The sequence below is a fragment of the Streptomyces sp. NPDC004721 genome (assembly GCF_053601495.1).
On sequence record NZ_JBSGBZ010000049.1, the window covers coordinates 36,205 to 58,510 of the forward strand.

The 22,306-nt window shown below is 72.1% G+C and carries 19 protein-coding genes and 1 pseudogene; 12 read left to right on the forward strand and 8 right to left on the reverse strand.

All coding sequences use genetic code 11. The features are described 5' to 3' along the window. Nucleotides 1-20: 20 nt before the first annotated feature. The gene (locus ACWEK3_RS32485) at nt 21-887 is read left to right on the forward strand and encodes an acyl-CoA thioesterase (RefSeq protein WP_453251265.1); all 867 of its coding nucleotides are present in this window, start codon (nt 21-23) and stop codon (nt 885-887) included. Between the two features lie 87 nt (nt 888-974). Here ACWEK3_RS32485 and ACWEK3_RS32490 read toward each other — a convergent pair whose 3' ends face one another. Further along, the gene (locus ACWEK3_RS32490; protein WP_450542876.1) at nt 975-1,985 is read right to left on the reverse strand and encodes a DUF6397 family protein; all 1,011 of its coding nucleotides are present in this window, start codon (nt 1,983-1,985) and stop codon (nt 975-977) included. Nucleotides 1,986-2,112: 127 nt separating this feature from the next. Continuing rightward, on the reverse strand, nt 2,113-2,526 hold the full coding sequence (locus tag ACWEK3_RS32495; RefSeq protein ID WP_361420142.1) for a roadblock/LC7 domain-containing protein: 414 nt from the start codon (nt 2,524-2,526) through the stop codon (nt 2,113-2,115). Nucleotides 2,527-2,619: 93 nt separating this feature from the next. Between ACWEK3_RS32495 and ACWEK3_RS32500 the strand changes: the two genes are divergently transcribed. The 4 genes from ACWEK3_RS32500 (at nt 2,620) to ACWEK3_RS32515 (ending at nt 6,411) form a co-directional block, all read left to right on the forward strand. Next, nucleotides 2,620-3,048: a PPOX class F420-dependent oxidoreductase gene (locus ACWEK3_RS32500; protein ID WP_453251266.1), complete on the forward strand. Its 429-nt coding sequence runs from the start codon at nt 2,620-2,622 to the stop codon at nt 3,046-3,048. A gap of 170 nt (nt 3,049-3,218) precedes the next feature. After that, nucleotides 3,219-3,818, forward strand: a complete 600-nt coding sequence (locus tag ACWEK3_RS32505; RefSeq protein WP_450542878.1) for a class I SAM-dependent methyltransferase — start codon at nt 3,219-3,221, stop codon at nt 3,816-3,818. Between the two features lie 127 nt (nt 3,819-3,945). Beyond that, nucleotides 3,946-4,830 carry a hypothetical protein gene (locus ACWEK3_RS32510; RefSeq protein WP_450542879.1) on the forward strand — a complete coding sequence of 295 codons (885 nt, stop codon included), beginning with the start codon at nt 3,946-3,948 and terminating at the stop codon, nt 4,828-4,830. A 180-nt stretch (nt 4,831-5,010) separates the two neighbouring features. Next, nucleotides 5,011-6,411: a tannase/feruloyl esterase family alpha/beta hydrolase gene (locus ACWEK3_RS32515; RefSeq protein WP_453251267.1), complete on the forward strand. Its 1,401-nt coding sequence runs from the start codon at nt 5,011-5,013 to the stop codon at nt 6,409-6,411. A 4-nt stretch (nt 6,412-6,415) separates the two neighbouring features. On the opposite strand, the gene ACWEK3_RS32520 is transcribed toward ACWEK3_RS32515, so the two are convergent. Beyond that, complete coding sequence (locus ACWEK3_RS32520) at nt 6,416-6,598, reverse strand: hypothetical protein (protein ID WP_141363527.1); 183 nt, start codon at nt 6,596-6,598, stop codon at nt 6,416-6,418. 285 nt (nt 6,599-6,883) lie between these two features. On the opposite strand from ACWEK3_RS32520, the gene ACWEK3_RS32525 reads away from it, so the two are divergent. Next, entirely contained in the window at nt 6,884-9,757 is a 2,874-nt protein-coding gene (locus tag ACWEK3_RS32525; RefSeq protein WP_453251270.1) for a DEAD/DEAH box helicase, read from the forward strand. Further along, nucleotides 9,754-11,019 (forward strand): SWIM zinc finger family protein, encoded by a 1,266-nt coding sequence (locus ACWEK3_RS32530; RefSeq protein ID WP_453251268.1) that lies wholly within the window; start codon nt 9,754-9,756, stop codon nt 11,017-11,019. Before ACWEK3_RS32525 ends, ACWEK3_RS32530 begins: the two co-directional genes overlap by 4 nt. 671 nt (nt 11,020-11,690) lie before the next feature. Here the strand turns inward: ACWEK3_RS32530 and xylA are convergent. Then, nucleotides 11,691-12,857, reverse strand: coding sequence for a xylose isomerase (gene xylA, locus ACWEK3_RS32535; protein ID WP_390873307.1), 1,167 nt, complete (start codon nt 12,855-12,857; stop codon nt 11,691-11,693). Between the two features lie 179 nt (nt 12,858-13,036). Between xylA and xylB the strand changes: the two genes are divergently transcribed. The 5 genes from xylB to exaC all read left to right on the forward strand — a co-directional run bounded on the left by xylB (nt 13,037) and on the right by exaC (nt 19,937). Then, nucleotides 13,037-14,482: a xylulokinase gene (gene xylB, locus ACWEK3_RS32540; RefSeq protein ID WP_450542884.1), complete on the forward strand. Its 1,446-nt coding sequence runs from the start codon at nt 13,037-13,039 to the stop codon at nt 14,480-14,482. A 97-nt stretch (nt 14,483-14,579) separates the two neighbouring features. Then, nucleotides 14,580-15,788, forward strand: coding sequence for an ROK family protein (locus ACWEK3_RS32545; RefSeq protein ID WP_450542886.1), 1,209 nt, complete (start codon nt 14,580-14,582; stop codon nt 15,786-15,788). A gap of 539 nt (nt 15,789-16,327) precedes the next feature. After that, nucleotides 16,328-16,927: an N-acetylmuramoyl-L-alanine amidase gene (locus ACWEK3_RS32550; protein ID WP_450542888.1), complete on the forward strand. Its 600-nt coding sequence runs from the start codon at nt 16,328-16,330 to the stop codon at nt 16,925-16,927. A gap of 48 nt (nt 16,928-16,975) precedes the next feature. Beyond that, the gene (locus ACWEK3_RS32555) at nt 16,976-18,289 is read left to right on the forward strand and encodes a GAF domain-containing protein (RefSeq protein WP_453251269.1); all 1,314 of its coding nucleotides are present in this window, start codon (nt 16,976-16,978) and stop codon (nt 18,287-18,289) included. A 124-nt stretch (nt 18,290-18,413) separates the two neighbouring features. Further along, nucleotides 18,414-19,937: an acetaldehyde dehydrogenase ExaC gene (gene exaC, locus ACWEK3_RS32560; RefSeq protein ID WP_361420180.1), complete on the forward strand. Its 1,524-nt coding sequence runs from the start codon at nt 18,414-18,416 to the stop codon at nt 19,935-19,937. Nucleotides 19,938-20,281: 344 nt separating this feature from the next. Here the strand turns inward: exaC and ACWEK3_RS32565 are convergent, their stop codons facing one another. The 4 genes and pseudogenes from ACWEK3_RS32565 to ACWEK3_RS32580 form a co-directional block, all read right to left on the reverse strand. Continuing rightward, nucleotides 20,282-20,956, reverse strand: a complete 675-nt coding sequence (locus tag ACWEK3_RS32565; protein WP_450542892.1) for a formylglycine-generating enzyme family protein — start codon at nt 20,954-20,956, stop codon at nt 20,282-20,284. Nucleotides 20,957-21,139: 183 nt separating this feature from the next. Further along, nucleotides 21,140-21,577 (reverse strand): cytidine deaminase, encoded by a 438-nt coding sequence (locus tag ACWEK3_RS32570; protein ID WP_450542894.1) that lies wholly within the window; start codon nt 21,575-21,577, stop codon nt 21,140-21,142. A gap of 21 nt (nt 21,578-21,598) precedes the next feature. After that, nucleotides 21,599-21,733 (reverse strand): annotated as a pseudogene (locus ACWEK3_RS32575) (transposase); the annotation flags it as partial. Nucleotides 21,734-21,771: 38 nt separating this feature from the next. Beyond that, the coding region (locus ACWEK3_RS32580; RefSeq protein WP_450542895.1) for an RNA-guided endonuclease TnpB family protein at nt 21,772-22,306 on the reverse strand (535 nt) is incomplete at its 5' end.

Genomic DNA, 22,306 nt, shown 5'->3' on the forward strand with positions numbered 1-22,306 from the left:
AACCCAGGAGTCTCCCACCCATGACGAACCCGGCCGAAAGGCTCGTCGACCTGCTCGACCTGGAGCAGATAGAAGTCAACATCTTTCGCGGCCGCAGTCCGCAGGAGTCCCTCCAGAGGGTCTTCGGCGGCCAGGTGGCCGGCCAGGCGCTGGTCGCCGCCGGACGCACCACGGACGGCGAGCGCCCGGTCCACTCACTGCACGCGTACTTCCTGCGCCCGGGCCGGCCGGGGGTGCCGATCGTGTACCAGGTGGAGCGGGTACGGGACGGGCGGTCCTTCACCACCCGCCGGGTCACCGCAGTGCAGCAGGGCCGGACGATCTTCAATCTGACCGCCTCCTTCCACAAGCCTGAACAAGGGAGCTTCGAGCACCAGCTGCCGCCGGCTCGCGAGATCCCGGAGCCGGAGTCCCTGCCGACGGTCGCGGACGAGATCCGGGAGCATCTGGGCACACTGCCGGAGCAGTTGGAGCGCATGGCACGGCGCCAGCCGTTCGACATCCGGTATGTGGACCGGCTGCGCTGGACCGCCGAGGACGTCAAGGAAGCCGAACCGCGCAGCGCCGTGTGGATGCGCGCGGTGGGGCCGCTCGGTGACGACCCGCTCATGCACACCTGCGCGCTGACCTACGCCAGTGACATGACCTTGCTCGACGCGGTGCGCATCCCGGTCGAGCCGCTGTGGGGGCCGCGGGGATTCGACATGGCGTCGCTGGACCACGCCATGTGGTTCCACCGGCCGTTCCGTGCGGACGAGTGGTTTCTGTACGACCAGGAGTCTCCGATCGCGACGGGCGGCCGCGGCCTGGCCCGCGGGCGCATCTACGACCTTCAGGGGCGCCTGCTCGTGTCGGTCGTCCAGGAAGGGCTGTTCCGCGCGGTGTAGGCGGACACTCCCTCCGCGGTGGTCCGTCGGGCTCTCCGCGGTGGTCAGTCGGGCGGTCCGGTCCAGTCCGGGACTGGTGTGTGTGGTTCAGGTAGCTCTGCGGAAGAGCCTGCCCACCAGGCCGCGTGACCGCCGGGGGTTCTCGGACGGCCGGGGGTTCTCGGATGACCGGGGTCGATCGCAGCGCCTGGGCGCGGGCGTACGCCGGTGCCGTGCCGAGTGCGGGTGTGAGTCCGGCTGCCGGTGAGGGTCCGGGCCCGGGTGTGGGTCGGGGTGCCGCGAGGCCGGGCGGGGCGCGGGCCGGTGGGTTCGCGCCTCCCGCACCACCCGTGCCAGGTCCGCGCGGAGCAGGTCGATCTCGTCGGGGTCCTGCGCCGTCGTGATCCGCTCGGTGAGGTGGGCGGCCGGCGAGCCGGGTGCGCCATGGGCGGATGGCGGCGGCCGGAAACGGCTCAGATGGGAGCGCTCGTAGGGATCCGTGACGATCTCGGAGATCTGGACCGGGTCGAGCAGCGAGGCCACGACGCCCGCCCGCTCCCATGGGTCCCCGGCCTGACGCAGCAGGAAGCCGAGGTGCCGTCCGCGCCAGTTGCGGGGGCGCAGGTCCAGGCCGGTGTCCAGTTGGCCCCGCAGTGTCTCCGGCAGGGGCCGGTTCAGGAGCGAGGCGTTCTTCGCGTCGGCGGCGAACTCCCTTAGCTCGTCTGCCAGATACCGCCAGACCACGGCCCGGTACCGGTTGAGATGGAACGTGACCGGAACCAGGAGGCCCAGTCTGGCAAGACGGGTGAACCGGGCGGCGGTCACCTCCATGATCGCCGAGCCCTCCCTGGTGCCCACGGTCGCCACCCGCTGCCGCAGCGCCTCCGGGAAGCCCTCCTGCCCGCGCAGCCGTTCGACCTCGGTGCGGTCGACATGCCGGCCGCCTCCCGCCTCAGCGGGACGGGTGCGGATGTGGCCGAGGTGCACGGCCAGGTCGAACTCGCTGCGTTTGAGCCCCAGTTCGCGGGTCGCCCGGCTCTGCGAGAAGGGCGCTCGGACCCTGGTGGCGGCCGTCCGGGCGGTTGGCGTGACCTCGTGTGTGGCGGTGTTGCCGGACATACTCGTCTCCCCCGTGGAGTGTCGGGATCGCACCGTTTGCGCTCACCTGCGAAAAACGGTAGCCGGTGACGGGAATCGACAGCGCGAGCCTGTGGATAACTCCACAAAGGATGACGAAAGATGCAGGTCAGAGGTCTGTCGACGATGTCCCTTCAGGCCGGCGTGCGTCCACGTCGAGGTGCTCGCCGACCCGGTTGACGAGAAGAGTCATCTCGTAGGCGATCTGCCCGATGTCGGCCTCCGCTCCACTGAGGACGCACAGGCAGCTGCCCGCGCCTGCGGCCGTGACGAACAGCACCGCGTCGTCGAACTCGACCATCGTCTGGCGCACCCCGCCCGCGCCGAAATGGCGTCCCGAGCCCTTGGCCAGGCTGTGCAGACCGGACGAGACGGCCGCGAGATGTTCCGCGTCCTCGCGTCGCAGTCCCGTGCTCGTCCCCGTCACCAGCCCATCGGTGGACAGGACTAAGGCGTGGCGTACGTGTTCCACGCGTTGGGTCAGATCGTCGAGCAGCCAGCTCAGTGTCTGGTTCTGCGCCATGATGCGGTCTCCCCGTGTGATCTCTTCCCCCTGGCCGGAGGATCTGCCGCCAGCCTTCCCCACCGCCGCTGTCCCGGCAAGGAGGATGGGCGCATGGCAGACAAGATGACCGACGAGGAATGGCGGGCGTTCGTCTCGTACGGCACCCGCACCGGAAAGCTGTCGACCGTACGGGCCGACGGAAGCCCTCATGTCGCGCCGATCTGGTTCCTGCTCGACGGCGACGACGTGGTGTTCAACACCGGGAAGGAGACCGTGAAAGGGCGCAATCTGGCCCGAGACGACCGGGTGGCCCTGTGCGTGGACGACGAACGGCCGCCGTTCACGTTCGTGGTGCTGCAGGGCCGCGCCCGGCTGTCGGAGGACCTCGACGAGCTCCGGCAGTGGGCCACCCGCATCGGCGGCCGTTACATGGGCGAGGAGCGCGGCGAGGAGCTCGGAGCACGCAACGGCGTACCGGGCGAACTCCTGGTCCGGGTCAGGATCGACAAAGTGTTGGCGGTGAAGGATGTCGCGGACTGATCCACCACCGGTGGGCTCCCACCCGTCCGTCCGTACGCGGCCGGTTCCGTTCGGCCCGCGGAGTCGCGGAGCCGGGTGGTGCGCCGGCGATCCACCCGGCACACTCCACGCGCCGGACGAGCATCCGCTTCCCGGGCGCCCGTCGGACCCGGTGAGGGATCATGCGGAACATGAGCGACGACCACACACACGTCCAGGAGTTCTTCACCGCCCGCGCCGCCGATTGGGACAGCCGGTTCCCGGACGACGGCCCCGCCTACGCGGCCGCGGTCGTCGAACTCGGGCTGCGCGAGGGCGACCGAGTCCTCGACGCGGGATGCGGCACCGGGCGCGCCCTGCCCCCACTGCGCGCCGCAGTGGGGGCGCCGGGCATCGTCGTGGGCGCCGATCTCACGTGGGCCATGCTGGAAGCCGCCGTACGGGCCGGGCGGGACCAAGAGGGGCTGCTGCTGCTCGCCGATGTCGGCGCGCTGCCACTCGTGTCAGGGTCGTTCGACGCCGTGTTCGCCGCCGGCCTCATCGCGCACCTGCCTCATCCCTCGGAGAACCTGCGCGAGTTGCGGCGCGTCGTACGTCCTGGTGGCACCCTGGCGCTGTTCCATCCGATCGGCCGTGCGGCGCTCGCCGCGCGCCAGGGTCGGCAGATCACGCCGGACGACCTGCGCGCCGAACCCAACCTCCGGTCTCTGCTCTCCCGTTCGGGATGGCGCATGACCTCCTACGTCGACGAGGACGCCCGCTTCCTGGCGCTGGCCGTACGCGAGGACTGACCCCCTGTCCGACCGTACGGGCCCCACAGTGGAGAACCGCAGGTCCAGCTGTGCACGGGAGTCGTGACAACGGCCTTCCACTGGCACTAGGGTGCGCGCCGTTGGACGAACCGATGGGGAGGCTGAGATGGCCGAGACGGACGAGGAGGTCGCCGCCGCGGACGACGCTCTCTATGTGCTCACGGCGGTACTGCTGACGCCCGCACAGTTCCCGAGCGTTCTGGGCGACGACTACCCGGAGGCCTGCGCGGCGCTCGGCCTCGCACCGCTCGCCGACGGGTACGGTCTGGTGCTCGGTCAGGACGGCGACGGGGCGCGGTGGACGGTCGTCGTCGATGACGTGTCGCTGGTCGCCGTGGCCATCGCGTCCTGGGACTGCGGCATGGAGTACGACCTGTCGCCCGACGAGCGCAGCGTCGTCGCCGCCCTGCCGGGCTGGCCCCTGGCCCTCGCCGTGGCGGCTCCGGGCGTGCCCGCACCGCACGACCCGGACCCGGAGTCTTCGGGCGGGCCCGCGCTGTCCCCGCCCGACACCAGCGTCTGGGGACCGGCCCAGCGCCGTCTGGGCGCCGACGAGATCGCGCTGCAGTGGGCGGTGTGGCGCGAGCAGATCGACGACGCGGAGTTCCTCGCTCCCGCAGACCGGGCCGGAGCCCAGGCCGGGAACGATGACGGTCCGTCGAGCGCGTCGACCGACGAGAGCGGCGAACCGCAGGACGGGACGGGTGGCAAGGCTTCCCCGAGCCACAGCGGCATCCGCAGGGTTCTGGCGCAGGCACGCGCGTACGTGGACGCGCCGCCGCCGCTGGGCCGGGTCCGGTCGTCCTTCGCGCCGGGCGACGCGCGCACCCTGCGGGCCGACGGTCCCGGCTGGTCGATGGTGGCCCGCACCGACGACATCGCCTTCGTGCTCCTCGACGACGAGCCCGGTGAAGTCCTGCCCGTCGGCCGGGGGCCGGAGCTTCCGGGTCTGCTGGAAGCCCTCGACAAGCTGGCGGTACGCCCCCTCTGAGGTCCGGTGCTCGGAGGGAGAAGCCTCCCGGCACATGTCTTGCCTCTCCATGACGAGCTCCGGCTCCATGTGGTGCCAACCCATGGATGACGGGGCGACCGGTCCGCACGATGGGGCAGCCCTGGGTGCTCCATACGCCCGCGCTGTACCCGCCGACCCGTCGTGCCGCTGGAGGCCGTCATGCGTCTGTCCCGAGGATTTCCGCTCGTCGCCGCCGCCCTGATGGCGGCGGCCGTCACATCGTCCGCTCCCGCCACGGCCGCCTCCAGCACCGGCACCGGCACCGGCTGGCATTGTGCGCACCAGGAGCGTGTGCGGGTGCCGGGCGCGGCCTTCCAGCAGACCGCCTGTCTGCCCGATCTGACCACCACCGGGCTGACCGGTACCCCGTACACCGATCCGAACGACCAGGCGGGGCTCACGGCCCGGGCGACGCGCACACCGTCCGGGGTGCCCGGGACGCAGATCGACGGCTACTTCCCGGACTCCTCCCACTCCAACACCACGCACGGCTGGGACCACGACGCCCAGTTCGTGATCAGGCTGCCGGACCGCTGGAACGGCGGCCTCGTGGTCACCGGGGCGCCCGGCACACGCAAGCAGTACGCGACGGACAAGGCGATCTCGGACCAGGTGCTGGCGCAGGGCTTCGCCTACGCCGCGACCGACAAGGGGAACAGCGGAGCCGACTTCTACCGCGACGGCAGCCGTCCCGGCGACGCGGTCGCCGAGTGGAACGCACGCACCACCCAGCTCACGCGGGCGGCCAGGCGCGCGGTCGCCCAGCGCTACGGCCACGCGCCACGCCGTACGTACATGACGGGCATCTCCAACGGCGGCTACCTCACGCGCTGGCAGCTCGAGCACCATCCGGAGCTGTACGACGGCGGCGTGGACTGGGAAGGGGCGCTGTGGACGGCAGACGGCCCGAACCTGCTCACCTCACTTCCGACGGCCGTCGCCCGGACCCTGGGCTCGGCCAGCGACGCGGACCTGTACGCGGTGGGCTTCGCGCGGGGCTCGGAGTTCCTGTGGCCGTACCACGGGCAGGCGTACTGGGGCGTGACGCAGAAGACCTACCGAGCCGCGTTCGACCCGGCCTACGACCCTGCCTGTCCCGGACCGTCCGCCGGGACCACGCCGGAGCAGATCCTGGCGCCCTGCGCCTCGGACGCGGTGTACGACTACTCGGCCCGTCCCGCCTCCGTGCACCGCGCCGTGGCCCGTGTGGCCCTGACCGGACGGATCGGCAAACCCCTGATCACGCTGCACGGCGATCTCGACGCGCTGCTGCCCCGTGCGGCGGACTCGGACGTGTACGCGCGCATGGTCGACGCGAGCGGACGGGGCGGGCTGCACCGGTACTACACCATCCAGGGCGGCACGCACGTCGACGGACTGTACGACACCCATCCCGACCGGCTGCGGCCGATCCTGCCCTGCTACCGGTCGGCGTTCGACACGCTGGTGGCGTGGGTGGAGCGCGGTGTCCGACCGCCCGCGGACCGGACCGTCGGCAGGCCCGCGAGCGGCGATGTGGTCGACTCCTGCGCCCTGGGCGGGAACGCGCGAGGGCGGTAGCGCTTCAGCGGCCGAGCTCCTTGCGGGTGACGCGGCGCAGCCGGCGTCGCTGCGAGGGGTCCAGGGCGAGGTACGCGGCGGCCGGGACTCCGAGCACTATCAGGACGGCGGCCCACCAGGGCAGCCAGATCAGCAGGATGAGTCCGACCGCCACTCCTCCTGCGGCGATCTTCGCGTTCTTCGACATCTGTCGCCTCCTTCGCGGCCACTGCCGCTCTCTGTCGTGAGAACGGGCCCGCGCTCCCGGCGGTTCCGGACCGCGACCCTGAGACGTCCCTGAGGCGCACCCCTACTGGTCGTGCGGGGCCCGCTCTCCTCGGCCCCGCGCGACGCCCCGGTCCGCTGCGCCCTGGGACCACCCGTCCTTCCAGTGGCCGAAACCACCGCACCAATCGTTCCCGGTAGGCCGCCGCTGTGCTGTACCCTCGGCGACCCAACTCCAAGTAGTCAAATTTGAGGAATCGGCTTGGCTGTGCAGAGAACTCCCGCGGCATCACCATCCGAGATCTCCGAACTGGCCCGCTACTGTGCGGTGTTCGTACCCTCGGACCCCGCCCGCGCGGGCCGGGTCGCCTTCTGGCACCCCGACGGCCGTACTCCGCCGGCCGCGGTCCCGGCACCCGTCGAAGAGGTGACCGTCGTCCTCCCCCTCAGCGGTGGTGTGGAGGCGGTGACCGTGCCGGCCGTCCTGCTTCCCGTGCGTACGGCCCTGCCGGTCCTCACGCACGCGCGTGTCACCGGACACGGGCACCGGGCCACCATGTTCTGGGGCGCGGCCTCCGTCCTGGGCCTGCACCTCGTGGCACGGGGCCTGCTGCTGCCCGGCCTCTCCGCCGGCGATCACGACGCCTGGCGCGCGGCACCACTGCACGGCCGAGACGCCGAGCACATCCGGGCGCTGGCCGCCTCGATGCCGCCCGAGGCGCACGCCGTCCCCCTCGACCGCACCGAGCGGCCGCGACTGCCCGACCCCGAGCGTCTGCTGCGCGGCTTCCTGGACGCGGTGGCCGACACACTGCCCCGCTCCCCTGCCGCGCCCCTCCTCACGGGTGGCCCTGCCTACACCGCCAGGGAACCGCGGCGCGTTCCGGAGTTGAGGGCGTGGACCGCCGACGTCGCCGCGGGTCACGACGCGGGCGCGAGGATCTCGCTGCGTGTCGAGGTGCTTGGGCTCGAGTCCGCCGGGCGGCACGGCGCCGAGCCGCGGTTCCGCGCGGTGCTTCAGGTGCACGACGTCGACGATCCCGCGCAGGTCGCCGACGCCGCCGACGTGTGGGCCGGATCGGGCCGCACGGGCCAGGCGTTCGGCCCCGGGGTGCGGACGGACGTCCTGCTCGCCCTGCGCCGCGCGGCCCGTTCGTGGCCGGCGCTGACGCCGCTGCTGTCGGCATCCGTGCCGGACGCCGTCGAACTCGTCTCCGAGGAGGTCGCCGAACTCCTCGGCGAGGGCGCCCGGACCCTGGCCGCCGCAGGGGTGGACGTACACTGGCCCGCGCAGCCGGCCCGCGGACTGGTCTCCGGTCTCACGGTCGGACCCGTGGACGGGGACGGCGGCTCCGGCAGCACCGGCGGCACACTGCCGGATCCCCGAACGGCCCTGTCCGCGGACGCCCTGGTCACCTTCGACTGGTGGTTCGCACTGGGCGGCCAACGGCTCACACGCGAGGAGCTGGACCGCCTCGCGGAGGCCAACCGACCCCTCGTGCGGCTGCGCGACCAGTGGATCCTCGTCGACCCTGCCGAGTTGCGCCGCGCCCGGGACCGACAGGACCGGAAGATCAGCCCCGTGGAAGCGCTGGGCGCCGCCCTGACCGGCTCGGCGGAGGTCGACGGCCGCCAGGTCGAGGTCCGCCCCACGGGATGGCTGGCGGCCCTGCGGGACCGGCTGGCGGACCCTGAGGCCGGGGAACCGGTCGGGCAGCCGGCCGCGCTCGCCGCCCGCCTGCGCGACTACCAGCTGCGCGGGCTCGACTGGCTGGTCCGGATGACGTCCCTGGGACTGGGCTGCTGCCTGGCCGACGACATGGGGCTCGGCAAGACGATCACGCTGATCGCGCTGCATCTGCACCGCCAGAGCGACCCGGCGTCCGCCGGACCGACCCTCGTGGTGTGCCCCGCGTCGCTGATGGGCAACTGGCAGCGGGAGATCGAGAAGTTCGCGCCCGGCACGCCCGTACGGCGCTTCCACGGCTCCCGGCGCGATCTGGAGGCCCTGGGTGACGGCGAGTTCGTCCTCACCACGTACGGCACCATGCGCCTGGACGCGCCGCGCCTGGCCGAGGTGGCGTGGGGCATGGTCGTGGCGGACGAGGCCCAGCACGTGAAGAACCCCTACTCGGCGACGGCCCGGCGGCTTCGCTCCATCGGCGCACGCGCACGCGTGGCACTCACCGGCACCCCCGTGGAGAACAACCTGTCCGAACTGTGGGCGATCCTCGACTGGGCGACGCCCGGACTGCTGGGTCGGCTCGGCACCTTCCGCACCCGCTACGCGGCTGCCATCGAGAGCGGCCGGGACCCGGCCGCCGCCGAGCGCCTCGCCCGGCTCGTCGGCCCGTTCCTGCTGCGGCGCCGCAAGTCCGACCCGGGGATCGTGCCCGAACTGCCGCCGAAGACCGAGACCGACCGCGCGGTGTCGCTCACCGTGGAACAGACGGGCCTGTACGAGGCCCTGGTCCGCGAGACGCTCGCGGCGATCTCCGGCGCCGACGACATGGCGCGCCGAGGGCTGATCGTGAAGCTGCTGACCGGTCTGAAGCAGATCTGCAACCATCCGGCGCAGTTCCTCAAGGAGGACCGGCCGAGGATCGCCGGCCGGTCCGGGAAACTGGAACTGCTGGACGAGCTGCTCGGCACCATCCTCGCCGAGGGGGCGAGCGTCCTGGTGTTCACCCAGTACGTGCGGATGGCGCGCCTGATCGAGCGGCATCTGGCCGCACGCGGTGTGCGGTCGCAGTTCCTGCACGGCGGGACACCCGTCGCCGAGCGGGAGGCCATGGTCCGGCGCTTCCAGGCCGGAGAAGTACCCGTTTTCCTGCTGTCGTTGAAGGCGGCGGGCACCGGACTCAACCTCACGCGCGCGGAGCACGTCGTGCACTACGACCGCTGGTGGAACCCCGCTGTCGAGGCGCAGGCCACCGACCGGGCGTACCGCATCGGGCAGAACCGGCCCGTGCAGGTGCACCGGCTCATCGCCGAGGGAACGATCGAGGACCGTATCGCCGAACTACTGCACCGCAAGCGGGACCTGGCCGACGCGGTACTGGGGACGGGCGAGAGGGCGCTCACCGAACTGACGGACGCGGAGCTCTCCGACCTGGTGGAGCTGCGAGGAGGATCGCGATGACGGAGCACCGTGCCGACCAGGAGCGCACGTTCGCCGCGCTGCCGCCCGCACGGGGGCGGGGTTTCGCCCGCACGTGGTGGGGCCAGGCCTGGCTGAAGGCGCTCGAGGACACGGCCCTGGACGGCCAGCAGGTGAAGACCGGCCGCAGGCTCGCCCGCGACGGCGCGGTGGGCGCGGTCTCGGTGCGCCCGGGCCGCATTACGGCCGTGGTGCACGACCGCGATCGTACGGCGCACCGCGCGGACGTGCTGCTGGAGGAACTGTCCGACGCCGAGTGGGACCGGTTCCTGGATGTCGTCGTCGAACGGTCCGGGCACCTGGCGGCGCTGCTCGACCGCGACCTGCCACCATCCCTCGCCGAGGACGCCGCGGCCGCGGGGATCGAACTGCTGCCCGGGATCGGGGATCTGGAACCCGAGTGCGACTGCGGCGCCTGGGACCACTGCGGGCACACCGCGGCGTTGTGCCACGTGGTGGCGCGGCTGCTGGACGAGGATCCGTTCGTGCTGCTGCTGATGCGCGGCCGCGCTGAGCGACTCCTGTCCGCCGACCTCCAAGGCCGTGACACGGCAGGCGACGAAGGGCCGTCGGAGCCGGACGGTGTGGACGCCGCGGAGGCGTACGCGGCGGGGTACGCGCTGCCTGAGCTGCCGCCCCTGCCGGAGCTGCCCGCGGAGCCGGGCCTGCCGCCCACCCTGGACACCGGGGCCCCGCCGGCGCCGGGGGTCGATCCCACCGCGCTGGAGATCCTGGCCGCGCGGACGGCGGCGGCGGCGCACCAGTGGCTCGGCGAGACGCTGAGCGCCGGGACGGCGGCGCACTCGCCGGTCCCGGAGCCGACCGTCGCCCAGGACGCCGTACGCCTGGCCGCGGGCGTCACCGACAGTACCGTGCTGGACCGGCTGGCCGAAGGCTCGGGCCGCAGCAAGGAGGAGCTGGCACGAGCCGTGCTCGCCTTTCGGCTGGGAGGCGTTGCGGGCCTGTCCGTGCTGGAGGAGGAGTGGGCGCCGGCCGGCGACGACCACGCACGCGCGTGCGTCGCTGTGCAGTCGGCGTGGGAGGAGGACGAGAGGCCATCGCTGCGGGCCGAGAACAACCGCTGGACCGTCGACGGGGAGGACCGCCAGTTCCGCCTGGGACGTGACGGCCGCTGGTGGCCCTACCGGAAGTGGCAGGGCCACTGGGTGCCCGCCGGGTCACCCGCCCAGGACCCGGCGACGGCGCTGGCCGTGACGGCCCGTGCCGAGGGCTGGGAGGAGTAGCCGGGCCGGGTGAATCTGCGTACGGCAGCCCTGTCCGGTCCGATACGCGTCCGGCTGCCCCGCCCGGTCCGGCCGGCCGTGGCAGCGGGCCGCCGCCGTCCGGTCAGGGAAGCAGCGATTGGAGATCACTGGGGATCTCGCTCGGCAGACCGCTAGGGAAGCCGGAGGGCAGGGAGCTGGGGAGCCGGGTCGGCAGCTCGGTGGGGAGGCTGAGGGTCGGGGCGGGTGACGGGCTCGTGGCAGGTGACGGGCTCGTACGCGAGCTGCTGCCCGTGGGCGGGTGCTCGTCCCGTGAGCCGCTCCCCGAGGAAGCGAGCACCAGCACCAAGGCGACCGCACCGGCGGCGGCCGGCACGGTGAGGAGGAGGAAGAGCGGGTTCCTGCGCCTCGGCGGCCCGGGCGGCCGAGACGGTACGGGCGGGATGGACATGGCGCCCATCGTCGCCGTCGGCCGGACAACGCGCGGGCCCCGCGCGGAAGTCGATACGAACCCATGCCATGGATCGCATGGTTCCGCGGCATTCCACGCGGGACCGGTCACGGGCGGACGGACGGCGTGCCGCCCGAGGCGTCCACGGCACGCACGCGCGTGCGGACCCCTCGGCACGCACGCGCGTACGACCCTCCGGGGCACGCACGCGCGCGTGCCCCGGGAGCCGGACACCTCCGTGTCAGCCGCGCGCCCCCAGCAGGTGGTCCATCGCGAGCTGGTCGAGCCGCTCGAAGGCCATCCCGCGCGCGGCGGCCGCCTCGACATCGAAGTCCTCGAAGGCCGAGCGGTCCGCGAGCAGCGCCTCCAGGCCGTCCGCCGCCGTGGGCTGCGCCAGCTGGTCGAGCCGGGCGGCGCGCAGGGCCTCCTGGACCTCCGGGTCGGCCCGGAAGGCGGCCGAACGCTCCTTGAGGATGAGGTAGTTGCGCATGCAGCCCGCGGCCGACGCCCACACGCCGTCCAGGTCCTCGGTCCGCGGCGGCTTGAAGTCGAAGTGGCGCGGGCCCGCGTAGCCGGCGCTCTCCAGCAGGTCGACCAGCCAGAAGGCGGCACGCAGGTCACCGGCGCCGAAGCGCAGGTCCTGGTCGTACTTGATGCCGGACTGGCCGTTGAGGTCGATGTGGAAGAGCTTGCCCGCCCACAGCGCCTGGGCGATGCCGTGCGGGAAGTTGAGCCCGGCCATCTGCTCGTGGCCGACCTCGGGGTTGACGCCGTACAGCTCGGGGCGCTCCAGGCGCTCGATGAACGCGAGCGCGTGGCCGACGGTGGGCAGCAGGATGTCGCCGCGCGGCTCGTTCGGCTTGGGCTCGATGGCGAAGCGGATGTCGTAACCCTGGGAGGTGACGTACTCGCCGAGGAGGTCGAATGCCTCCTTCATGCGGTCCAGAGCGGCCCGCACGTCCTTGGCGGCACCCGACTCGGCGCCCTCGCGGCCGCCCCAGGCCACGTACGTCTTCGCGCCCAGTTCGACGGCCAGGTCGATGTTGCGGATCGTCTTGCGCAGCGCGTACCGGCGCACGTCGCGGTCGTTGGCCGTGAACGCGCCGTCCTTGAAGACGGGGTGGGTGAAGAGGTTCGTGGTGGCCATCGGCACGGTCATGCCGGTCGCGTCGAGAGCCTGCCGGAAGCGCTTGATGTGCGACTCGCGCTCGGTGTCGGAGGCCCCGAAGGGGATCAGGTCGTCGTCGTGGAAGGTCACGCCGTGTGCGCCGAGTTCGGCCAGGCGCTGCACCGACTCGACCGGGTCGAGGGCGCGGCGCGTGGCGTCGCCGAACGGGTCCCGTCCCTGCCAGCCGACGGTCCACAGGCCGAAGGTGAACCTGTCCTCGGGGGTGGGCTGGTAGCTCATGCCGCGGCTCCTTGCTCGCTTGCGACTATTTCGTCATGGCGATTTACAAATTAGTATGCCGACGCATCCCTGGGAAGGGAACAGAGGGCCCCGACCGGGACGGCACCCGCGTCGCCGGGCCGTGTACACCATGAGAACCGCAGGTCAGATCCCGCGAGCCGCGGAAAGAGGGAGAGCCGATGTCAGCAGCCGAGGGTCCGCTCGTCGTCGGTGTGGACTCGTCCACGCAGTCCACCAAGGTGCTCGTCGTCGACGCGGCCACCGGGCAGGTCGTGGCGAGCGGCCAGGCGCCGCACACCGTCTCGTCCGGTGACGGCCGCGAGAGCGATCCGCGCCAGTGGTGGGACGCGCTGTGCGAGGCGCTGCACCAGTGCGGTGAGGCGGCCCACGAAGCCGCCGCCGTGTCGATCGCCGGCCAGCAGCACGGACTCGTGACCCTGGACGCGCAGGGCGCCCCGGTGCGGCCGGCCCTGCTGTGGAACGATGTGCGCTCGGCCCCGCAGGCCCGCCGTCTCGTCGAGGAACTGGGCGGTCCGAAGGCCTGGGCGGAGCGTACGGGCAGCGTGCCGGGAGCCTCCTTCACGGTCACGAAGTGGGCCTGGCTGGCCGAGCACGAGCCGGAGGCGGCGCGGTCGACGGCGGCGGTGCGCCTGCCACACGACTACCTCACCCAGCATCTGACGGGCGAGGGCACGACCGACCGGGGAGACGCCTCGGGTACGGGCTGGTGGGCGTCCACGACCGAGGCCTACGACGAGGAGATCCTCGCCCATGTGGGGCTCGATCCGGCGCTGCTGCCCCGGGTGGTGCGCCCCGGCGAGGTGGCGGGAACCGTGCGCGACAGCCACGACCTGCCGTTCTCCAAGGGCACGTTGGTGGCGGCCGGCACCGGTGACAACGCCGCCGCCGCCCTGGGCCTCGGGCTGCGGCCGGGAACCCCGGTGCTGAGTCTCGGCACCTCCGGCACGGTGTACGCGGTGTCGCGCCACCGGACCGCCGACCCGTCGGGAACGGTGGCGGGTTTCGCCGACGCGCGTGGTGACTGGCTGCCGCTGGCCTGCACCCTCAACTGCACGCTCGCCGTCGACCGGGTCGCCGCCCTGCTCGGCCTGGACCGCGAGGCCGTGGAACCCGGCACGTCCGTCACCCTGCTCCCCTACTTGGACGGCGAACGCACCCCGAACCTGCCGAACGCCTCCGGGCTGCTGCACGGGCTGCGCCACGACACCACGGCCGGACAGCTGCTGCAGGCCGCCTACGACGGAGCCGTGCACGCCCTGCTCGGCGCCCTGGACCTGGTGCTCGACCAGGACGCCGACCGCACCACCCCGCTGCTGCTGATCGGCGGCGGCGCCCGGGGCACGGCCTGGCAGCAGACCGTACGGCGCCTGTCCGGGCGGCCCGTACAGATCCCCGAGGCCCGAGAGCTGGTCGCGCTGGGCGCCGCGGCCCAGGCAGCGGGGCTGCTCACCGGCGAGGACCCGGCCGCGGTCGCCCGCCGCTGGCGGACAGCCGACGGCCCGGTGCTGGACGCGGTGGAACGCGACGAGGCGACCTTGAACAGGATCTCCGAGGTACTCTCCGATGCGGCGCCGCTGCTGGCGCGCGGGACGCGGACCCCCTGACGGGCACCTGCTGGCGGACGGCCGTCCGACGGCCGTCCGCCCGCATCGCACCCGTTCGGCGCGAAGCCGGCGGACACCGACCAAGGACGACGGAGGCATGACCGCACCGCTGCACGAGGCCCGCCCGGCCGGTACGGGGCGCGCGCTGCCCGACACCCAGCGGGGCATGCGCCGCCGCAACCTCGCACGGGTCATGCACACCGTCCGCGCCGAGGGGCCGCTGTCGCGGGCGGCGGTCGCCTCACGCATCGGACTGACCCGTGCCGCGGTGTCGACCCTCGTCGACGAACTGGTCCGGACCGGACTGCTGGAAGAACTGGGACCCGAGCGGCCCGGCAGGGTCGGCCGCCCCGGTTCGGCGCTGGCCGTCAGCGGGCACGGCCCCGCCGGGGTCGGCGCGGAGGTCGGGGTCGACCACCTCGCGGCCTGCGTGGTCGATCTGCGCGGCCAGGTGCGGGCACGGGCGGTACGCCACGGAACCAACCGGGGCCGCTCCCCCGAACCGGTGACGAGCGAACTCACCGCGCTGATACGACAGGTCGTCGCCGAGGCGGAGCGGCAGGACCTGTGGCCCGCGGGGCTCTCGGTCGCGGTGCCCGGACTGATCGCACGGGACGGCCGTACGGTCGTGCGGGCTCCCAACCTCGACTGGAACGACACCGACCTCGGCGCCCTGCTGCCGCCCGGCCTGCCCCTGACGGTGGACAACGAGGCGAACTTCGGCGGACTCGCGGAACTCTGGCTCGGCGAGGACACTCCACGTGACTTCCTGCACGTGTCGGCGGAGATCGGCATCGGTGCCGCCGTGGTGGTCGACGGGCGGCTGCTGCGCGGGACGCGCGGTTTCGCGGGCGAGCTGGGGCATGTGCCGGTCGAACCGGAGGGGCCCGCATGCCCGTGCGGCGGCCGCGGCTGCCTGGAGCAGTACGCGGGGGAGGAAGCCGTGCTGCGGGCGGCCGGCCTGGAGCCGGGCGAAGGCCGGGTCGGGCTGCTCGCCACCCGCGCCGCCGAGGGCGACGAGGACGTACGGCGGGCCCTGCGCGACGCAGGCAGGGCACTGGGCGTCGCGCTGACCGGGGCCGTCAATCTGCTCGACCCGCGGAGCGTCGTGCTGGGCGGGGCCCTGGCCGCACTCGCGCCCTGGCTGCTTCCCTCCCTGGAGGCCGAGTTGGCGAGCCGAACCGCGGGGCCCGCCTGTCCGGTGTCCGTGTCCCGGCTGGGCCCCGAGGGGCCGCTGCTGGGTGCCGCGCACGCGGTGGTACGTGCCGTCCTCGACGACCCGGCGGCGGTGGCCGAACGCGCCTGATCGCAGGCCCACTTCACCCGATCGAGTGGCGGAGTTTTCCACATTTCCTCGGGAGTCCACCGAACCCCGCCGGACTCCTCTGCCCAACCCGCTAGCCCCGTAACGTGATTCACGCGAGGTGCCGCCGTCGAGTCGGATCGACCGCGGATCTCAGGTGGACGAAGGGGTTCACATGACGGGGGCAACAGGAGCTGTTCCGGACACGCACGTCCTGTCCGCCGACGAGGCACGCCGGCCGGTGGACGCGTTCGGGATATCCCGGGTCGCTGCGTTGAAGTGACTCGTGCGCGACCGCGGGTTCGGCGGGCCGGACCCCGGCCGCCCCGGCCCGTCGGCCACCCGGGCCGACGACTCCCCGTTGACCGATCCGTGTGACACCGACTCCGCGTGCGTGGCCAAGCTCCGCAAGGAGCGGCCGTCGGTGAGCGAGACTCACCGCGGGCCGCACCACTTCCCCACCCACCGGGCTCCCGCCCCACCTCCCCCACTTCCCCACGGACACTCGCACCGCCACTCCCCCCACAGAAAGGCCACCGCCCATGGAACGGGCTCGATCTCTCCCCAGCCGACGACACCTGCTCAAGGGCGCCGCTCTGGCCGCCGTCCCCTACGCGCTGCTTCCCGCCGCGCAGGCCGGCGCGCGACCCCAGGCAGTGGACTACCCGGAAGCCGAGTGGCAGCCGGCGAGCAACTCCAACTTCTCGGTTTCCAGCCGGCCCATGAGCTACTCAGTGGACCGGGTGGTCATCCACGTCACCCAGGAGACCTATGCCAGCACTCTGGCGATCTTCCAGAACCCGAAGAAGGAGGTGTCCGCGCACTATGTCGTCCGGTCCGCCGACGGACACGTCGCGCAGTGCGTCCTCGAGTCGGACGTCGCCTGGCACGCAGGGAACTGGGACTACAACACGCGCAGCATCGGCATCGAGCACGAGGGCTGGGTGACCAAGCCCGCCTACTTCACCAACGCCCTGTACAAGAAGTCGGCCAGACTCACCGCGGCGATCTGCGACAGACACCGCATCCCCAAGGACCGCGCGCACATCATCGGGCACTATGAAGTACCGGGCACGGACCACACCGATCCCGGGCCCAACTGGGACTGGGTACGTTACATCAGGCTGGTGAACCTCGCCTGACGGCGAGCCCGGGCGAAGAGGTTGTCCGGGCGCGCGCCGGGAGTGACGATGTCCCCAGCCGCATCGCCGTCCGGGGAGGCCGCGTTGACCGATCCGTGGGTGGCCCTGGAGCCGGGAGCCGACCCTGCCGAGCGTGTTGTGGCCCTGCGCAGGGCGCACGAGACGTTCACCGCGGTGGGCGCGGTGCCGCGCCCGGTGCGTCCGGTGGTGGCCGACTCGTGGCGGCGGTCCGCGCGGGCGGGTGTCGGGCCGGACGGCACCGCGAGCGTGGAACTCGCCGACAGCGACCTCGGCACCTACCGGGCGGAGCATCCGCTGGCGCGGGTGATGCCACTGTTCCGGGAGCTGCTGGGCACGTTCGCCGCCGACGGGGAGCATCTGCTCGCGGTGTGCGACGCGCACGGCAGACTGCTGTGGGTGGAGGGGCATCCGGAGACGCGACGCAAGGCGGACCGGATGAACTTCGTGCCGGGCGCGCGCTGGTCGGAGTCCGCCGTCGGGACGAACGCGCCGGGCACGGCGGTCGCCCTGGACCGCCCGGTGCAGGTCTTCGCGGCCGAGCACTTCATCCGGCGCGTCCAGCCCTGGACGTGCGCGGCGGCCCCGGTGCACGATCCGCGCACGGGACAGGTGCTCGGTGCGGTGGACATCACCGGTGGGGACGGGCTCGCCCACCCGCACAGCCTCGGTTTCGTGCGGGCGGTGGCGCGGGCCGCCGAGTCCGAACTGGCGCTGCTCGCCCCACGCCGGCCCGCCGCCGAGGCTGCCGAGCTGACCGCGCTCGGCCGGGACGAGGCCCGGCTGGTGGTCGGCGGTCGCGGTGTCCGGCTGAGCCGTCGGCACAGCGAGATCCTGGTGCTCCTGGCCCGTCACCCGGAGGGTCTGACCGGGGACGAGCTGCTGTGCGCGCTGTACGAGGACGAGTCGGTGACGCCGGTGACACTGCGGGCCGAACTGGCCCGGCTGCGCAGGGTGCTCGGTCCGGGGCTGCTCTCCTCGCGCCCGTACCGGCTGGCCGTTCCGGTCGGCTCGGACGTGGCGGTCGTCCAGCACCGGTTGGAGACGGGAGCGGTCGCGGCGGCCGCTGCGGCGTACTCCGGTCCGCTGCTGCCCGGCTCGCAGGCTCCCTCCGTGGTGCGGCTGCGGCAGCGTCTCGCCGACGGAATGCGGAGCGCGCTGATCGCGCGTCGCGACCCCGACCTGCTGGCCGACTGGGCGCACGCGCCGTGGGGCGAGGACGACCTGGACGTGTGGCGGGCCCTCGTCGCCGTGCTGCCGACCGCGACGGCCCGGGCCCGGCTCGCCGCGCTGGAGGCGGAGCTGGCGGCGCCGCCCGGCTGGTCCCGTACGGCACCCCGCTGACGTCTCCGGCCCGGCAAGGGCCCGCGGTGGCCCGCGCCGCAACGTCCTTGCAACGTCGGCATGTCTAGCCTCGCGCCAAGAGCTGCCCAACGGCGGGCAGCGCTGCTGAGGGAGGCAGACCAGGATGACCCGTTACGCGGCGCCCGGCACCGAGGGCGCGATCGTCTCCTACCAGACGCGCTACGACCACTTCATCGGCGGCGAGTACGTGCCGCCGGCCCGCGGACAGTACTTCGAGAACCCCTCGCCGGTGAACGGGCAGCCGTTCACGGAGGTCGCGCGCGGAACGGCGGAGGACGTCGAGCGTGCACTGGACGCGGCCCACGCGGCCGCCCCGGGCTGGGGCAGCACGTCCGTGACCGAACGCTCCGACATCCTGCTGAAGATCGCCGACCGTATGGAGGCCAACCTCGAATCCCTGGCGGTCGCCGAGAGCTGGGAGAACGGCAAGCCGGTCCGCGAGACACTGGCGGCCGACATCCCGCTGGCCATCGACCACTTCCGCTACTTCGCGGGCGCCATCAGGGCGCAGGAAGGGTCGCTCGGGGAGATCGACAACGACACGGTGGCGTACCACTTCCACGAGCCGCTCGGGGTGGTCGCGCAGATCATCCCGTGGAACTTCCCGATCCTCATGGCGACCTGGAAGCTGGCGCCCGCGCTCGCGGCGGGCAACGCGGTGGTGCTCAAGCCCGCCGAGCAGACCCCGGCCTCGATCCACTACTGGATGAGCCTGGTCTCCGACCTGCTGCCGCCCGGGGTGCTGAACATCGTGAACGGCTTCGGTGTGGAGGCGGGCAAGCCGCTCGCCTCCAGCCCGCGGGTGGCGAAGGTGGCGTTCACGGGCGAGACGACGACGGGGCGGCTGATCATGCAGTACGCCGCCGAGAACATCAAGCCGGTCACGCTGGAGCTCGGCGGCAAGTCGCCGAACATCTTCTTCGACGACGTCTCGGCCGCGGACGACGACTTCCGCGACAAGGCGCTCGAGGGCTTCACGATGTTCGCGCTCAACCAGGGCGAGGTGTGCACCTGCCCGTCCCGGGCGCTGATCCAGCGGGGTCACTACGCCGAGTTCGTCGAGGCGGCGGTCGCCCGCACCAAGCTCATCACGACGGGCCACCCCCTCGACACCGACACCATGATCGGCGCCCAGGCGTCCAACGACCAGCTGGAGAAGATCCTCTCCTACCTGGACATCGGCCGGCAGGAGGGCGCACGCGTCCTGACCGGTGGCGAACGCATCGAGCACGACGGCGAGTTGAAGGGCGGTTATTACGTCCAGCCGACCATCTTCGAGGGCGACAACCGGATGCGAATCTTCCAGGAGGAGATCTTCGGTCCGGTGGTCTCGGTGACGTCCTTCGACGACTTCGACGACGCCATCAAGATCGCGAACGACACGCTGTACGGCCTCGGAGCGGGCGTGTGGACCCGGGACAACGGCACCGCCTACCGCGCGGGCCGCGCCATCCAGGCGGGCCGCGTCTGGACGAACTGCTACCACGCCTACCCCGCGCACTCCGCCTTCGGCGGCTACAAGCAGTCCGGAATCGGCCGCGAGACCCACAAGATGATGCTGGACCACTATCAGCAGACGAAGAACCTCCTGGTGTCGTACTCCCCGAAGAAACTCGGCTTCTTCTAGACACTCGAAAAGAGGCGCCTGACCTGGCCTTTCGGCCATCAGGCGCCTCTTGCTCGACCCACTCACGGCAGGGCCCTGTAGCCGCAGCTCGACACTCATGCCGCTGGCCCTTCACCCGGCGGCTGGGCCTGATCCGGTCGCCGGCGACGACCGGGAGCGCATGCCGCGGACCTGGAGTGAAGCGCCTCGCCCAGGAGCTGCCGCCTGTGGGCACGACTGTTGACCTCGTCGACGGGGAACACCGGTGAGCGTCCCGGAAACGTGCGGCTCACCGTCTTGCGAGGTCAGCACCCATCCGCATGCGCGGTCTTCCAAACTGGCGACATGGCCGCACGCCTCTGTTCTCAGCGTGCCGCCTGACTGGTTGGCACAGGTGCAACCGGACGGACCGCGGTGAAGTCCTGGAACTCGTAGCGGGTGGCGGAGAGCAACAGCAGCCATTCGTCGCAGCCCTGCCACGGATAGAGGTCGCCGGCGCCTCCGCGCACCACCCGCGGTCCGTCCCCGGTGCGAGGGCGTGCGTCCACCGGCGCGTCCGTGAAATGCGGGATCCACACGTCAGCGCAGATTTCGTTCGCCGACCCCATCGCCGCCAGCCCGAAGGCGTTCTCAGCCGCGGCAGTGCGCTCCTCGTCGGCAAAGTCGTCGAGCACCTGGTCCTCGTCCGGCCTCCCATCCCCGCGGAAGGTCAGAGTGGTCGTGCCTGCCCGGGCCGCATACTCCCACTCCGCCTCGCTGGGCAGCCGGAACGGCAACGTCCCGATCAGGTCATCCACGTCGTCCTCGAACCGGGCCGTGCTCGAAGCCGAGCCGGCGAAGCTGTCCTCGTACTCGGGGAGCCAGTGCCGTACTTGCGCCACCGTAAGCGGATGCCGGGCGATCAGGAATGGCTCGACCCGCACTTCTCGCACCGGCCGGGTTCGGACAGCACCAGCAAAGAACGCCTCGAGGTCGTCATCGGCGCCGTCGGCCCGCTCGATGGCACGAACGGCGTCCAGTTCCGCGTCGGACAAGCCCATCCGGAACGTCCCGCCGGGAACAGCCCGGAAGACCACTCCGGAAGGGGTGTGCCGCCAAGCCGGTCGGCCGGCCACGATCTCTTGAGCCCACATGGTGCCGGACGCTAGCAGCTGGGCATTCCAAATGAAGGAGGGGATCCAGTGCCGCATCAGGCAACGTGTGCCCTGTAATCGCCTGGGGCGTCAGCTCGTGCTGAATGGTGCGCTCGCCTCAGCGTCGAGCTGGTGGTCCGCCCAGATATAGCTTTCGGGAAGCAGGTCGGTGACGGGCACCATCCGGAGGCCGTCGTTTGTCCCGACGATGACCTTGAGGGCTGGAAAGTAGTCAAGAAGGACCTGACGGCAGCGGCCACATGGGGGCACGACGCCTCGGTCGCGGTCACCCACGGCGACGATGGTGTCCAGGTCATAGGCACCCTGGGCGGCAGCGGTGCCGATCAGGACCAGCTCCGCGCAGGGGCCTCCGGTGAAGTGATAGGCGTTCACCGCGGTGACGATCCGGCCGTCTCGGGCGCGGGCCGCGGCCGCCATGGTGTGGTTGTCGCCCCGGCAGCGTGTGGCCGCGACGTGTGCCGCTGCCCGGATCAGCTCGTGGTCGACACGGTCGGTCTGTGTGGTCATCTTCTCTGCCTTCTTGCACGGTCAGGCGACGTTGGCCCTGTCGACGACGGAGCGTAGGCGCCGGTCGTCGGCGTGACGGTTTCGCCAGATGATGTAGCGGCGGATCATGCTGCCCTGCTTTTTGTGGGTGGCCTGGTCGGTACCGTCGAGGGTGAATTGACATCCTCGCCGCCCTGAAGGACGGCGATTCCCGCCTACCGCGCCGTTGAGGGCTGCGGTGTCGGGTGGGTTCCTGCTTCGCCGCGCTGTGCCGGGACGAGTCCCGGGCTTACCTGCGCTCCACAGGCTGACACGGCCAGTCCGGCCGCCTTGGCGACGTTGACCGCCGCGTTCACATCCCGGTCCAGGACAGCCCCGCACGCCCCGCATGTCCAGATGCGGACGTGCAGGGGCTTCGGGCCGTCCTTCACACCGCACACCGAACACACCTGAGATGTGGGCTCGAAGCGGCCGATGCGGACGAAGGTGCGCCCGTACCGGGCGGCCTTGTACTCCAGCATGCTCACGAACGCCGACCATCCGGCGTCGTGAATCGACTTGGCCAGGCGCGTGCGGGCGAGGCCCTTCACCGACAGGTCCTCCACGGCAACCGCTTGGTTCTCGCGGATCAGCTTCGTGGAGAGTTGGTGGTGGAACTCGCGGCGCGCGTCGGCCACCCGCGCATGCGCGCGGGCGACCTTCAGCCGGGCCTTGTCCCTGTTCCTGCTGCCCTTCTCCTTGCGCAAGAGA